The 16106-nt window shown below is 43.4% G+C and carries 13 protein-coding genes and 1 CRISPR repeat array (1 of these 14 only partly in view); all 13 genes read left to right on the top strand.

Translation table 11 applies throughout. The features are described from left to right. Window positions 1-965, top strand: a 965-nt coding sequence (locus JHD45_RS20330) for a tetratricopeptide repeat protein (protein WP_233407964.1), incomplete at its 5' end; no start/stop codon positions are given. A gap of 45 nt (window positions 966-1010) precedes the next feature. Further along, window positions 1011-1799 carry a hypothetical protein gene (locus JHD45_RS20325; protein WP_199478315.1) on the top strand — a complete coding sequence of 263 codons (789 nt, stop codon included), beginning with the start codon at window positions 1011-1013 and terminating at the stop codon, window positions 1797-1799. A gap of 105 nt (window positions 1800-1904) precedes the next feature. Further along, entirely contained in the window at window positions 1905-3029 is a 1125-nt protein-coding gene (locus tag JHD45_RS20320; RefSeq protein ID WP_199478314.1) for a Card1-like endonuclease domain-containing protein, read from the top strand. Window positions 3030-3037: 8 nt separating this feature from the next. Continuing rightward, window positions 3038-3334 carry a CRISPR-associated protein Csx16 gene (gene csx16 / locus JHD45_RS20315; protein ID WP_199478312.1) on the top strand — a complete coding sequence of 99 codons (297 nt, stop codon included), beginning with the start codon at window positions 3038-3040 and terminating at the stop codon, window positions 3332-3334. A 2-nt stretch (window positions 3335-3336) separates the two neighbouring features. Further along, complete coding sequence (locus JHD45_RS20310; protein ID WP_199478310.1) at window positions 3337-4266, top strand: hypothetical protein; 930 nt, start codon at window positions 3337-3339, stop codon at window positions 4264-4266. A 77-nt stretch (window positions 4267-4343) separates the two neighbouring features. Beyond that, window positions 4344-5978 (top strand): Cas10/Cmr2 second palm domain-containing protein, encoded by a 1635-nt coding sequence (locus JHD45_RS20305; RefSeq protein ID WP_199478308.1) that lies wholly within the window; start codon window positions 4344-4346, stop codon window positions 5976-5978. Then, window positions 5979-6620 carry an RAMP superfamily CRISPR-associated protein gene (locus tag JHD45_RS20300; protein ID WP_199478307.1) on the top strand — a complete coding sequence of 214 codons (642 nt, stop codon included), beginning with the start codon at window positions 5979-5981 and terminating at the stop codon, window positions 6618-6620. Then, complete coding sequence (locus JHD45_RS20295) at window positions 6617-8221, top strand: hypothetical protein (protein WP_199478305.1); 1605 nt, start codon at window positions 6617-6619, stop codon at window positions 8219-8221. Before JHD45_RS20300 ends, JHD45_RS20295 begins: the two co-directional genes overlap by 4 nt. Before the next feature lies 1 nt (window position 8222). Beyond that, window positions 8223-9635, top strand: a complete 1413-nt coding sequence (locus JHD45_RS20290; RefSeq protein ID WP_199478304.1) for an RAMP superfamily CRISPR-associated protein — start codon at window positions 8223-8225, stop codon at window positions 9633-9635. Beyond that, on the top strand, window positions 9635-10147 hold the full coding sequence (locus JHD45_RS20285; protein ID WP_199478302.1) for a hypothetical protein: 513 nt from the start codon (window positions 9635-9637) through the stop codon (window positions 10145-10147). The genes JHD45_RS20290 and JHD45_RS20285 overlap by 1 nt, the downstream gene beginning before the upstream one ends. After that, entirely contained in the window at window positions 10144-12354 is a 2211-nt protein-coding gene (locus JHD45_RS20280; RefSeq protein WP_199478300.1) for a TIGR03986 family CRISPR-associated RAMP protein, read from the top strand. Before JHD45_RS20285 ends, JHD45_RS20280 begins: the two co-directional genes overlap by 4 nt. 6 nt (window positions 12355-12360) lie before the next feature. Further along, window positions 12361-15240, top strand: a complete 2880-nt coding sequence (gene cas1, locus JHD45_RS20275) for a CRISPR-associated endonuclease Cas1 (protein ID WP_199478298.1) — start codon at window positions 12361-12363, stop codon at window positions 15238-15240. Beyond that, a complete protein-coding gene (gene cas2 / locus JHD45_RS20270; protein WP_199478297.1) occupies window positions 15237-15515 on the top strand; it encodes a CRISPR-associated endonuclease Cas2 in 279 nt (92 codons plus the stop codon). The genes cas1 and cas2 overlap by 4 nt, the downstream gene beginning before the upstream one ends. 291 nt (window positions 15516-15806) lie before the next feature. Next, window positions 15807-16106: direct repeats of the CRISPR family, unit length 35 nt; unit sequence CCCTCAGAGAGATTGGCCGCTTAGGCCGTTGAGAC (it continues 855 nt past the right edge of the window).

The following is a 16106-nucleotide window of genomic DNA, read 5'->3' as shown; positions in this document are numbered from 1 at the left end:
GTGGGTCATTAGAAAAATTCAATCTATCCAGTTTGAAAGAAAAATTTAATTTATCTCGACTGACAGAAAGTGTAACAATGTTGTTTACAGATACAATAAAAGCTATAGAACCACCAAATGAAACGACATTAGCTAAATACAGAAACATTGAAATAAAAAGTAACGTAGACAATAAAAACACCACAATTGAAACCATTGAATATAATTTAAAAAATTCTAAAGTAGGGAATAAATCATACTTTAATTCTGTTAGTTTTTATGAAAAATCGAAAAAAATAGATAAAAGCTATGCCATTTTTTCTGTGGAAATAGAAAAGCCTAAAATTGAACAATTTGCAATAAAAGAATATAGAATAAAATGTCCAGGAAGTGGATTAATTAGAACATGCGATTCTTCTCAAGGAGTAAAATATACTGTAGATTGCACTAAAACTATTGCAACAGTTTTTGGAAAATATTCGATTTTGGATTCGAAAGGTAAAAGAATAACTGTCAGAAGGTTCAACTCTTCAAAGCAAGATACTGCATGTGAAGACTATATGAGTACACCTGAATCTGCAAAACATTTAGCCTATAAGGCAAGTATAGATGCAGGTAATGAGATCACTAATAACTTTATTCCAAAAGTAGTAGATCGACCAAATGACCTCATCAAAAAAGATACAAATCTATCATCAAATAATCAAAAAAAAATGGAGGAAGCATTTAATATAGCTTCAGAAAAAAGCATAAGTCTAGCTAAAAAATCCTATGAAGACCTATACAAAAAACTACCAAATAACAATATTCTAACCTATAACATAGCATATTGTGAATATATGCTTGGAAATTATTCTACTGCAGCTAGCCTATTTGAAAAATATTTATCAAAAGCAAGTGAACCTAACTCTGATGCTAAAAAATATTTAGATGAAGCAAATGTATGGATTTCAAAAGGAATACATAATGTCATCACAAGAACCTAAGCAGTCTATAACTTTTAGATAAATTAAAAAAGGCACCACACAATTATGTTTATTGATTCTTTTAAAAAACTATCTGTAATTATAGGAGTGTTACTTGCCTTTTTTTCTTATGAAATCAAAGCAGAGTCATACCACTCCGGAAACTACCCAAGGTTCTCCAATGCCATTCTATGGCCATCGGGAGAATCTGTTTCTGCAAAGCCTAGCAATGTATCCAGAGCCATAGAGAAAGCCACTATGATACCACTTGCCTATACAAGTAATATCAAAGATATGGAGCAATATCTCTTCCCAAAATCAGTCTACGGTGGTCTCTATATGCAAAATAAACTGGCCTCACATGGCTTTGTTCAAGTCCTAAGTAATGTTGTGAAGCAATTTGGTTGTGCAGAATATAGGTTCAGGCACGACTTACCTAAATCAACAGGCTGCCAAAATGGCTCTTCGAGCCATAAAGAAGCCATGCCCTTCGTCTCCGGTCAATTCACTACAAAGCGAATAGAGTCTGTTGCTGATGATAAACACAGCGGTGTTAGTTTCTATGCTTATTTAAAAAGTACGGATGAGAAAAGCCTAAAATCCGCTTTTGGTAGTGTACATGAGTTAGGCACATTTTTTGGTAAGGCGCCTGATAGACACAGCCTGGTCCTAAGTGTGGATTTACAAGCCTTCCAACTTAATAGCAATATGTTCCGTGGCAAAAAAATTAATCAATATGCCTACACCTACTTTTTGATCTTGCCTAAAGCAATCGATATTGCCAGACAAGCTAACCAAGAAGCAGCCGGAGCATTTTCTGTGAAGCATGCCAGACTAGTCGTTTTAGGAAAATAGCAACATCTCCTTTGAGATAAAATTATTTCTTTGAATAGAGTATAAATTCATATAAATTAAATTTTGTAAATGTTTATCTAAATACAGAAAATCAAAGGATTGCCAATGATAGAGCTACACATTTGCTTATGGGGGGAAGATAACTTTAAAAATTATACCCCTCTCCTTATACAGCATAATAAAGCACAACTGCTTGTATTAGGAGACATCAGTGAGGAAGCGGATATAAAGCGAAGCTTAGTCAATGCGGGAGAACATCCATTCGTCTTAGAATGGCCGGCCAAAGCCAATCCGGCCGATTTTTCAAGATTAGAACACGTTCTAGAGGAAATAAATGCACAGAAAATTCTGTTGAACCTAAGCACTGGCTCTAGGCTTAACACATTACAACTATTTCAGTGGGCAACACAAAAAAACATAGAATGCTATCTTATTGATGAAGATGACCACCAGCAATGGCTCATTCCTAGCGATAGGCCAAGCAAAAATGTTGCTGATTTAGCCAGCTTAAAAGCCTACTTTCGTGTTCATCAGATAAAATTACTCAGTCATGGTTTAGGTATCCCAATTACCAAAGAGCTAGGCAGATTGGTTGAAACTTGGATTCAGTCTCCTTCTATTTATCCCCTTTTCCGCTCTCTCAATAGACTAGCAAGTTCAGCGATAAGAGATGATCCATCCACCAGCAGTTCAGCCTACTACTCCAAACTAGATCGTCACTGGCAACAGAGTCAGCTTTTTCCCCTACTCTTGGACTTACAAGAACATAACCTTATCAAATGCAAACACAAAACGGTCACTTTCTCCAATGAAGCCTGTCGGTTTTTTTGTAATGGAGGGTGGATGGAACTCTTTGTCTATGAACAAGTACGTAGACTCAAAACGAACATACCTCAGATTCAAGATATTCGTTTAGGCTTAGAAATAAGCTACAAAGAAGAGATAAAGAATGAATTAGATGTAGTGTTTCTTGCCGATAACCAACTGTACCTTATCGAAGTAAAAACCTCCTATCTTGCCGACAAAATAGTCCCCGCTAATCAAATGATTTACAAACTAGAAGCCCTTTCAAATGCACTCGGAGAAGAAGTAAAAGGCATGATAGTTACTTTGTCTGATATTCCCACCAGCGCTCATAAGCGAGCTGGCTTATATGATCTAGAAGTGGTCAGTGGTACTCAACTAAGACACCTCACCAGCCGTCTAAAACAATGGGTTGAAGGGGAATAAAAACTATTATGCCTACTCGATATTTAGTCAGCCGGCATCCTGCGGCCATCACATGGATTAAACAACAGACCCAGGTTGATAAAGTCATCGATCACTTTGACAGTAACCTAATTCAGCCAGGCGATACCGTTATTGGCACCTTGCCTGTCCATATTGCCGCAGAAGTTTGTGAACGAGGGGGAAAATATCTCCATTTAGAATTAACTATTCCAAGCGAACAAAGAGGAAAAGAGCTTTCAATAACAGTTATGGAACAATGCGAACCAAAGATTAGCGAATTTAAACTCACTAAAATTGAGGAATGATCATGCCGAATCGGTCGAATGTGAAAATTAAAGAGGGCTTAGCTCAAGTTATTGGCAGAGATCCTGGAGGTATTCTTTATGTTCTATTAATACTTAGCTTTATTAGCTGGATGATAGATACTTCTTTAGAAATAGTTAAAGACATCACTCTTTTAAGATTTCAAAGCGATCTGATATTTAATATAGCAGCTCTTCTAGTTTCTGTATTTGGCCTTTTGGTATTTTATATAAAAGGAAAAAAAACGTCTTTTTCAGAGAAATATGATGCCGATGATTTTGATCCCAACAGGAAACGGAGAGAGGTTTTGATTATGCCTTTATCAAATTATAGTGATAAAAGTGGAAATAGTTTTGATCACTTAAGGTTTTCAGAAGAAATAAAATACCTTAAACCTGAAAATGATTTTAGCGATCTGTGGAAGTCAAAATTCAATTGCAATTGGCTTATGACATTAAATGCGATTTGTAACTACCCTAATGTTCATAAAGTTATTTTGCTTTCGACAAGGGATGAAATTAATTCTGAAGGTAAAGAGAATAAAAATTCTGGGTCATTCAATCAAGTAGATACATTTAAAAAATTTGTAGATCGTTATTTTCATAACTCAACAAGAAATATCGAAATTGTCACTCACCTCGATACCAAATGGGAAATCGATGAAGATATAAAGTCAAAAATACAAAAAGGAATCCCATCTGATGACCCAAGAATCTTTGCTAAAACGTGTCTAAACATTATGGATACTATTGAAAAAGAGAAAAAAGAAGAAAACCCAAACTACCTGCAAGATAAACTGGTGATTGATGTAACGGGCGGTAAGGCCTCCATGTCAGCCTCATTAGCGGCGGTATCGGGTAGCAAGGGCATTTTTCTACACTATACAGATACCAATAGCAAAGAGTCGCACACGTTAGACATCAATACCTATTAACTTGTCAGTCATTGATCAACACAATAGCACATTACATTAAATGTAGTTAAAAACACGACTAGGGAAGGGAAAAGAATATGCCCAGCACCGTTTATTTATTTGAAGCCCGAGCAATACAAAAGTACCTCTTTGAAGGCGGAAAACTTCGCGACATGGTCGCCGCCAGTGATCAACTTGATGCCTTATGCAATAAGCCATTGGAGGAGGTTTTTACCACTTTAGGACTAGAAGAAAATAAAGACATCTGGTTTTCACGCCGAGCAGGCGGCTCGATTTACGCCATATTAAACTCAGCAGATCATGCCAAAGACCTTAGCCAACTATGGTCACTTTATGTACGAAAACACTTTCCCAGTGTCGAGGTCGTGCAAGTACTCAGCACCGCCAATAGCATTATGGACGCTATGAAAGACGGCTTTGAACGGCTCGCCGAACAACGCAACCGACTGTCTACTAAATTTCCCATCGCAGGTCCATTGGTGCGCCGCTCACCTAGAACCGCCAACCCTGCCGTCGCTTGGAGTGAATCTCGCAAGGAATGGATAGACGAAGCCACGCAAATCAAACAAAAAACGCTCAACCGATCCAGCTTAACAAGAAAATTTTCCGACGCCCCTGACCAGTATTGGCCAACAAACCTTGATACAGACAGCGGTGACTTTCCCTTTATTAACAATGACCGCTCCATTGCACTTATTCATGCCGATGGTAATGGCTTAGGAGAGTTGCTCAGAGTACTCAATACCGCTGTCAGACATATTGTCGAGAAAACGGCGAATGAACACACCTATATTGAGCTGTATCAAGAATTTTCGAAAAGCCTCGAAAAGGCAATGCAAAAGGCAGCACAAATCGCCACCAACGTCCTGTTGGATGCGAGAAAAAATGACGAGAGCATGATCCCAGCACGGCCTTTGGTACTAGGCGGTGATGATCTAACTATTCTCGTACGTGCAGACTTAGCCATCCCCTTTACTCAAGCCTTTTGTCTCGCCTTTGAAGAACAAACACAACAATATTTATCGCCCCTTTACGACACCGTTAAAAGCAAACTTGGCGGTAAAGACGAACTAACAGTAGAGGGAAAAACACTCAAATTAACACGACTAAAAACACTTACGGCTTGTGCAGGTGTGTGTTTTATCAAATCCAATCAACCTTTTTTACAAGCCCACGATTTAGTCGAATCCTTGTGTAAAGAAGCCAAAAAACAATCTCGACAATGGCAAACAAACAACACTGAGCTAGATTGTATTCCTTCTTCCATCAGCTTCCATCAAGTCGCCGCGACCATGATTGAAGACGTAAGAAGCGTTCGCGAACATGAGTGGCAAATTCCTGTAAATGGTCAAACCCATGAATTGTCACTAGGATGTTATGGGTTTAAAGACGGCCTAGCGAACTTAGCCACATTACAAACCATGGCAAAACTATTTGGAGAAAATAAACTCAATCGTAATGGCTTACGTGAAGTTGCCAGCCTCTTAAAAGACAGTCCATCTAAAGCTCACAGGCGCTACAAACGTTGGCGAGAGATTGCCGCCGAGACCTCTTCGTCATACTTAACCGATTTCGATAGCCAACTCGCTTCATTGTGTGATTTAGAAGCGCTCGACGCTCTGCCCTTTGATAAACATACACGAAAAAGCCCATTAATCGATTTATTGACAATCACTGCGCTACCTAGCCAATCCATTGAAAAGGAGGTCTAAATGCATCAGCAGCTTACTATAAACATCACCAGCTATTGGCATACTGGCACAGGACGAACCAGTGGTAGTCATGTAGATAGCTTGGTAGAAAAAGACGCTTCCGGTTTACCTTTTTTAAATGGTCGTCACCTTAAAGGTCTACTCAGAGACGCCATCACTCGCGCAGATGACTGGGGTTGGTTTAATGACTTTCCTATCCTAGAGCACGGGCAAAGCAGTTTGCCAGATTGGCTTTTTGGCTCTCGTCCTACAAACACAGACCCCGCTAATGAGACACGCTTCAATACCGTGCCAGGAATAATTGCTGTCAGCAATGCTCAATTACCCTCTAGCGATTATGAGATATTAGCTAACGAACCTGAACTGAAATCCGAGCTGTATCGACACATTTTTTCAACCGCCATAGACCACCATTCAGGCGTTGCAAAAGAGAAGTCCTTACGGGGCATCGAGGTCACCGTTCCGCTCACTTTATATGCCGACATTGACTGTAACGACTCACAGGCTGAGCAAGTATTTCAATACTTAAACAAAGCCATCAATCTCATTGATCATGTAGGGGGCATGCGCAACCGAGGCTTAGGGCGCGCACAATTAAACCTGTCTGAATCAAGCACAAATCAAAGAGGGAATGCATCATGAGAAGAATACCTCTGCTTATCACATTAAAAGACGATCTGGTGATCAGCGCCAACGCTGCCACCAGTGGCGCACATATTTCTTTAGATTATATTCCAGGTAGTCTATTACTAGGGGCAGTCGCGGCCAAATTGTATAAGAGTCTCAGCTCACCAGAGGAAAAATGGCAGGTATTTTATTCAGGAAAAGTGTGCTTTCAGAATGGCTATATTGTCCATAAGGATAATCGTCCAAGTTACCCTTCTCCCTTATGTTTACATCACTTTAAAGGAGAAGAACCTAAAAATGGTGGCGACACAGACATCTCCTTGTTTGAACAAAATATCATTCGACCGAATATCGACGATCTGGATAATAACAAACAACCCAAACAACTAAGAGAAGCCTACATTACAGGCAGAGGCCACCTTGCCACTGTCATTCGAACCGCCAGCATGAAAACCGCCATTGATAATACAAATGGTCGTGCCGCCGAATCACAACTCTTTGGTTACCAAGCCATCCAATCCGGACAACGTTTTTTAGCTCATATAGACATAGCCAGCGATGTCCCCAAAGACCTCGTCAATCACATCCTCGACGCTCTAGAAGGCCAAGCTCGAATGGGCCGATCTCGATCAGCTCAGTATGGTCGAGTAACAATAGAACGCTTAAAAAGCGAGGCGTATCAGCCGACCAGTATGGCCAAAGTGGGTGATACCGACCTCACCATTTGGTGTTTATCTGACCTAGCGTTAACCGACCCAATCACAGGGCAGCCCACTCTAACGCCAAGACCAGAGCATTTTGGCCTACCCCAAGGAGAACTCAACCTTTCACACAGTTTTTTACGCAGTCGAGCATACAGTCCTTATAACGCTTTTCGTAAGGCCTTTGACAGCCAACGACAGGTAATCAGTCAAGGTAGCGTCATCACCTTTGACGGCATTGCCCCCTTAACGGCTGAACAAATTAAACACCTCGAGAGCCCCATTGGTAGCTATACCGAAGTGGGTGCGGGCCATATCGCCATACAAGCAAAAGTGTGTGTGAGTTCCTCGCTTAAAGCGGCCATTCAAGACAGCTTCACTCTGCCTGTCATCAATAATGAGAAGACTATTGATAGTCCTTTGATAAAATGGTTACGGGTACAACAGCAAGCACAAGCAGTGGACCATCAAGCATGGCTAAATACCATGCTGACAGACATTCAGAAAATCTACAAAACAGCACGTCAACTTAACGCTTTAGAACCCAGTATACCTATTGGACCAAGTGCTTCCCAATGGGGGGTTGTGTATCAGGCCGCCCGTGATAATCGACGCCATCCGGAAAAGTTACTTGAGCAACTTTTCCTAGACCCAAAACACGCTATTTGCCGGCAAAAAGAAGGCAGCCAGCATACATGGGGGCTGAAAATTGACTCGGAAAATACCTTTAGCACTTGGCTAGCGGATCAACTCATTGAACTGGCTGAGACTTCTAATGATAAAACACAATCAGACTCCAAAAGGCAAAAAGAGAGCCATATTCCCCATACCCTGAGTGACAAAGTGGCACTATTGGCAGCCGAAATGCGCTCACTACGAGGAGAAAAAATCAGCACTGCAGGGGAGGACAACTAACATGCTAAAACAATGGAACCACCTTTACCTAGCTCGCGTCTGTGTCGAAGCGCAAACGCCACTATCCATCCAATCGGGTCAAGCGGAAATGAGCTACGACACCAGTTTGGTGCGCGATGCCAACGGCCTACCCACATTGCCTGCCACCAGTATTCGCGGCGTATTGCGTCATCTTTTTCAAACCCAGTTTAACGAAGAAAAAACCCATACTCTGTTTGGCTACGCTCAAACCCACACCAAAGAACCTAAAGACCAAACATCACGCATACAAATCAGCTGGGGGGTAATACATGATAAACATAACCACCCCGTCGAAGGCTTAGTCTACCCCAGTGAAGATCCTGATTTTCTAGATCCATTGGCTCAGTCGCAGCCGATAAAGCGTGAAAGAGTACGTTTAAACCATAAAGGTTGTGCCGAGGACCAAGGTAAATTCGATGTTTCTGCTTGTCCGAAAGGCGCACGTTTTACCTTTGAAATAAAGTACTGGAGTGACTCCGCTGATGACACCCATTGGGAAGAACTAATGGCGCTCTTACAAAAGCCGAACTTTCGACTCGGCAGCAGCACTCGCTCTGGATTCGGTTCATTAAGCATCCAGCAAATGGAATCCCATCATTTTGACCTAAAAAATCCAAATGACATTGCAAAATGGTGCGCTTTAGACCGTTCTATTGCGGTTAACAGTGCGGATGCACAAGCCTCACCCCCTAGCGAACAAAGCCCAGACGGTATACACATTCATCTCAAATTAAAAGCAGACGGTTTTATACGTATTGGCGGTGGCGATATCCCCATGCATGAAACATCTGATCCTGCTGATTTGCGCATGCAATCCGAAAGTTATATCCAATGGACAAACGACCAAGGCCGCTTTTCCAAACGTCAGCCACTGATTCCCGCTAGCAGCATCAAGGGCGCAATAGCACACCGAACCCTGTACCATTGCAATCGCCTTAAAGGACAATTCGCCGATCAACTAACCGACGAGCTTTTCATCTCCGCCGCCACACGAGAACATCATAGTGAATTAACCGATTTACTCGGTTATGCGAAAAATGAAGGTGATGAAGGAGGTGTGGGAAAGCTACTCATCGATGACATCTACCTACCAGAAAATGCGCCAACCACCCAACTGTGGCACAACCGTATCGACCGCTTCACTGGTGGTGTTATTGATGGCGCATTGTTCACAGAAGAAGTGCTATTTGAACCAGAACTTGAGTTTGATCTCACCCTATTAGACGCAAACTCTCTTTCTGACCTCGCCCAACAGGCCTTAAAAGCCACTCTTGATGACTTATGCCATGGTCGCTTACCACTTGGGGCCGCAGGTTCCCGTGGTTTAGGTAGCTTCACCGGGGAATACCATTGGGCAGAGCACACAACCTCTCAAGTAAAAGGTGAGCTATAATGGATTACAACACTCTCTTTAAACACATCACATCACTGTCACCTGAGCACCAACTGCTAGGACACTTAAAACCAGTCGCCCTGACCTATCAACAACATCAGTCATTCGCTAATGCTAGTGAGATTCTAAGCGCCATAACGCAATTAGGAGATGTCACTGGTTGGATAACTTGGCCAGATGGCGTGGAGCGTATTGAAAGTCAAAAATCACTGACTGCCGATATTGCCATGCCGCCACTTGAGGGTGAATTGGTCACCAGCACACACCATCAACAAGACCAGAAGTATATTCGCCTCCATTATCGTAATCAGCGCTGGAACCTCATCACCATCACGCTTCAGGAACAACCGAACCCATCCGCAGCCAATGCATTAGCAGAACAAATACAGCTTGCTTCTCGTGAAAAGGCACAAGCAAATTTATGCTACACACGTATTTGGCAAATGGATGAAGATCAAGGCGTCGTCAGTACAGACGCTATTTTTACAGGCTTCGCAGGAGGTGAACAATGAGCGTTTTCGCACCTTACAACTTTGTCCCACTATCACGCTTTATTTACTTACCACACTGGGCCGATCAGGTATCACACGACGTTCCCTTTAGTGATGGCATTAGTGGTACGCTTACCGTGGAACTCACCTGTCACACACCAACCCTAGTTGGCGGCACACAAATTCCCGCCACCAAAGAAGCGCCAGGGCGTGTCGAATTTTTCAAAGATCCAAATGGCAACCCCATTATCCCCGGAAGCAGCTTAAAGGGCATGATCAGCAGCGTGATGGAAATCGTCAGCTTCGCCCGCTTTAACCGTCTGGACGACAAACGCTATAGTGTTCGGGACCTCAGTAGCAGCAAGAGTTTCTATCTTCAACAATTTCCAGGCACACCTAAAGGAGGCAAATCCGGTTGGTTGAAATTCAATCAACAAAAAGGTTGCTGGGAAATCACGCCCTGTAAAATGGCCCGAATTCATCAACAGGATATTATTCATTACTATAACGACATTTCTAAATCTAAATGGGTAAGCAATACCAACTCTCAGGCACACCAAAGATATCAGCTGTTAAATGGCATTCGTCAAATAAAATTTGACACTAAGGTACATAAAACGAAAGGAACCGTTGCGCTCCCAAGTACAACGGGCACATTAGTCGGCCAACTCGTTGTTACAGGTCAGCCCGGACAAGCATTCGATGCCGGCCGATCGGCAAAAAAATGGGAATTTGTCTTTTACCAGCCAAGTGACACACCCAAGCCGATACCAACCGCAGTCATAAGAGACTTTCTTTTTATTCACAGTGAGTCCGAAGATTGGAACTACTGGAAGAAAAAAAACAGCGAACACAGCGAAACAGGTATTCCCGTTTTTTTCCAAGAAGAAGGTGGTAAATGTACCTCTATTGGTCTCTCCTATCTGTACAAATTAGCTTATAAAAACAGTACACATGAGGCTGTTATTCACACCAATGAAAATCATATTAAAGGGGATACCCCCGACCTACCTGAATTGATATTTGGAAGAATAAGCAATGAAAAAAACGTTTCACTAAAGGGACGAGTCAACATTGGTACTGCAAAAACCGTAGGGAAGCCAGTTTATAAAACAGATTTACCTGCAAGCATACTAAATGGCCCTAAACCCACCTTTTACCCCGCCTACATCAGACAGCCTAAAGCGGGCTCAGATGGGCAACTTAACGCCACTGGGGACTACGTCACCTTAATGGACCAAAACAGTGAACTATCTGGGTGGAAGCGTTACCCTGTAAAGGAAAAAGTACATGTTTTACGCCCTGAAACGACAGTAGGCTCAAGAAAAGACGAAAACTACAGCGTTCAAGTCAAACTTATTCCAGTGGATACCGCCACAATCTTCCGTTTCAAACTGCAACTTCATAATGTAAGAGAAGTAGAACTCGGCGCTTTATTATGGAGTCTTGACTTTGGAGAGCAAAAAGAAGTTTTTCATAGCCTAGGAATGGGTAAACCCTTCGGTTTAGGGCGAGTCTCACTCAATCTTATCGATGCAGACCTACACCCTGTGATAGACAGAGAATTTGATAACAATACACTGCTCCAAAAATCCCGCAGCAGTTTTATTGAACTCATGGAAAACGCCTACCGTGCCGTAACCCAAGAGCATAGTTGGAAAGAATCACCGCAAATAAAAGAACTGCTTGCAACCTCTACGATCAAATCTGCCTATGAGGGAAACTACATGCCGCTTGGGAAATTTACTAAATCAAAAAATACAGGCGACACATTACAACCTCATTCAGAAGAAGCCTTTCAACCTATTGAGATAGACAAAAATCTTTCCGCAAAAGTAAATACTGAGCTTGAATTACTCACTGACGACGCCTATTTTCGATTACTTCAAACACAAAAAGAAGCAGAACGTGCTCAGCAAGAAAAAGAGCAAAAAGCACAAGCATTAGCCGCCCAAAAAGCAAATGCTTCACCTGAGGAGCGACTAATTATGACGTTAAAAGAAATGGTAGATCATTACCTTGATAACAATACCTCAGCGGCTCGTAAAAAAGTCAACGATGCAATGAACAACACAGCAAAAGCAATAAAAGAAACCCCCTTTAATGAACAACAAACACAGCTATGTTTAACATATATCGAGCCGTTACGGGGGGCTGGAATGTTACCAGAACCTAAATTTCTCAATCGCCTAACCAAAGCTTTAGAAGACCAAAACGAAGGGGGCTAATCTCAAATGCACGACTCTCCCTTGGTTCAAGCCATACTGCCTCTGCGCAGTGTAGTAGTGACCCTGCGCTGGCTGTACAACAGCCAGCCGGGGTTTTTACACCATGTTGGCCTGCATGCCTGGCTAAGAAATTTAGCTGGTAGTCCGGAACATTTCAGCGACTGTATAGTGATCGAACCACTGGAAAACGCTCACAGCCATTACCAAAAGGGCGACCACTACCGTTTTCGCCTTGTGGTTATAAAAGGTGGAGAAGAACTGTTACAAACCTTATTTGACCGATTACAAAAACTACCAGAAAGCGTGCCAGCCAAAGCCCGTAATAACGGCCCCTTTGGCGATAATTTGACACTAGAAAAATTAGAAGACAGTTTTGACCACCATCAAGTGACTCAGATCGAACATCTGAGTGCTTACGACATCAACGACCTCACGTTGGAAACTGCCCTATGGGCAAAAACGCCCGTATTTAAATTCGTCTTTACCACACCCGCCCGCCTAAAAGCAGCCAAAACCAACCCATCGGACAACCTACTACGAAAAGGCAAACAGCGATACTGTCGGGATAAACATCAGCTCAGTTGGGAACTGCTCACCCAACGACTGACCGATACGCTCATCAACCTTTATCAGCGCTACAGTGGCGAGCGGCTACAGCGCCAAGACTGGCCTGCTGCCACGCTACATAACGCCTTGGTTTTTTGGTTAAACAATGACTACCAAAGTAGTGAACCACCTAACACTCAAGGATCTAGCGCCAAAAACCATGGCAAAAAAGACGCTAGCGGCATGCTTGCTCAGCTGCAAATCGAATTGCCAGAGGACTTCCCGGCCGATCTACTCGCCTTAATCGTATTAGGGCAATATATCGGTATTGGACAAAACCGCGCCTTTGGTATGGGATTATACCAGCTCCAAGACGCCTACGGCATAACCAGCTACCCTCGTCCACAAGCGGCGACAACCCTGTTGCAACAATGCATGAGTGATGCTGAACTGTTTGCCGCCTGCCAAGAGATGTACCCACGCAGAGATGACATCGAACAACACGAAACGGATGAAGAACATCAGCTCGCCATTGACTCCCTGTTTCAACAACTGCAAAACAGTCGACAAAAAATCCTCCAAGGCAACTATCAACCCAGCCCGTTACAACCCGTAGAAATAGACAAACCGGATGGTGGTGTACGCCAACTATCGGTACCCAGCTGGCACGACCGAACCTTACAAAAAACCGTTACCGAACGCCTAGGCCAAACCCTAGAGTCCCTATGGATGAAACACAGCTACGGCTACCGTAAAGGCCACTCTCGCCTGCAAGCACGAGATCAAATCAATCGCTATATTCAGCAAGGCTACCACTGGATTTTAGAGAGTGACATCAGCAGCTTTTTTGACAGTGTCAACTGGCTAAACCTTCAACAACGCCTAACCCTGCTGCTTCCTAATGAACCTCTAGTCCCTTTAATCATGCAATGGGTTTGTGCGAACAAACAAGACACCGACGACACAGTAACAGCACGCCATCAAGGGCTCCCCCAAGGCGCGCCAATTAGCCCTTTGTTAGCCAACTTGCTATTAGACGACCTTGACCAAGACATGCTAGAAAAAGGCCATAACATCATTCGCTACGCGGATGACTTTGTCCTACTGTTTAAAACTCAGTCAGAAGCCACCGCAGCACTGGACGACATACATCGCTCCCTTAGCGAACATGGCCTAGCCATCAACCCAGACAAAACCCGCATTGTTGAGTCCAAACAAGGTTTTCGCTACTTGGGGTATTTTTTCATCGATGGCTATGCCATTGAATCCAATCGAGAAATCATTAAAGAGCAAGCGACAGAACACATCCTACCCGCCGTAATACAAAAGTCCCAACCAAAGCCAGACCACACCATCGGCGAGCGCGACAGCATGGGCACCATACTCATCATCGCGGGGGAGATCGCCATGCTCAGCCATCAAAAGCAGCGTCTGATCGTCGAACAATACGAACAAACACACAGCTACCCTTGGCAGGGATTAAGTGCGGTTCTACTGATTGGGGCTCACCACATCACCACACCGGCCCTAAAAGCCGCCATGCAAGCGGGTGTTGCCATACACTTTGCCAGTGGTTTTGGACACTATCAAGGCGTCTCCGCTGGATTGTCCCCTAGCCATTTAGGGGCTGATTTTTGGTTATTACAAACCCAATATTTACAACAACAAGATGTCGCCTTACAAATTAGCCAAGACTTGATCCAGGGCCGTCTCGCTGGCATCAAAGCCGTCATCAGCCGTAGAGACAAAACCGCCCCAGAGCTCAACAAACTTCAGCGTTTTGCCAAAAAACTCACGCATGTGAGCGATCTAGATCAACTACGTGGTTACGAAGGCCAAGCCAGTAAACTGCTCTGGTCTTTTTTCAAACGTTATCTTGCTGAAGAATGGGGCTTCACTGGACGCAACCGCCGACCGCCCAAAGACCCAGTAAACGCCATGCTATCCCTTGGTTATAGCTTCCTATACAGCCTAGTAGACAGCATTAACCGCACGGTTGGTTTATACCCTTGGCAAGGGGCACTCCACCAACGCCATGGCAATCATCACACCTTGGCATCGGATCTAATGGAGCCTTGGCGTTATCTGGTAGAGCGGGTGGTGCTCACCTTAATTAGCCGCAGCCAAATCAAGCCAGACGACTTTGCCAACACCGAAAATGGCTGCCAGATGAGCAGCGCCGCCCGTAAAACCTTGCTCAATGAATTACTCATACAACTGACTCGCTCATCCAAACAACCAGAAGGTAACTTATTGAATCAAATACGCAACCAGTCATACAGGCTCGCCCTAAGCTGCAAAACGCAACAACGATTTGATCCATGGAGCCCAATAAAATGAGAGTCTATTTGGCTTGCTTCGACATTGAGGACGATAAAAATCGTCGCAAACTATCTGAGTTATTACTAACCTATGGTGACCGTGTGCAATATTCGGTATTCGAAATCAGTGTTAAGGACAAAGATGACCTCGAACGTTTACGTCAAAAATGCACGCAATATGCCGAAGAAAATGATAGCGTACGCTTCTATTGGTTAAATAGAGAGTCACGGCAGCAAAGTCATGATGTTTGGGGAAACCCTATTGCCAGCTTCCCTGCCGCCCTTGTATTATAAAAACGTTATTTTTGTGGATAACCACTAAATGCTCTTTAACAACAAGCAATTAGAATTAGTCTTCTAAAGGTTTATAGCCAACAGGGCGGGAATAGATGAAAAATCAATAAGTTAGCTTGATTTTTTATGCCTTTTTCGCTATTTTTAAGGAACCCTCTTGTGCATAACTTGAGGGCGGGGAAAATCAGCTTATAACTGATTGAAATCGTTAAGAAAAAAGAGGGCACTCCCTCAGAGAGATTGGCCGTTGAGACTCGTTGTTGCCTTTGTCGTCTATACCAGGATGGATTCCCCTCAGAGAGATTGGCCGCTTAGGCCGTTGAGACGCCATCTTGTTGGCGACTGATGATGCAGATTTCTGCCCCTCAGAGAGATTGGCCGCTTAGGCCGTTGAGACATTGTTGGTCTAAGCCAACAAGCTCTGAGCCTTCCCCCTCAGAGAGATTGGCCGCTTAGGCCGTTGAGACAAGGTGCCATCAGCACCAAGGTTCACTTTTGAATCCCTCAGAGAGATTGGCCGCTTAGGCCGTTGAGACTTAAGATTTTTAGCGGTTTTTTCTAGTCTTTCCATCCCTCAGAGAGATTGGCCGC

This window comes from Marinomonas spartinae, assembly GCF_016461715.1.
Taxonomy (GTDB): domain Bacteria; phylum Pseudomonadota; class Gammaproteobacteria; order Pseudomonadales; family Marinomonadaceae; genus Marinomonas; species Marinomonas spartinae_A.
The sequence above is the reverse complement of the archived record's forward strand: the minus strand, read 5'-3'. Positions and strand labels throughout refer to the sequence as shown.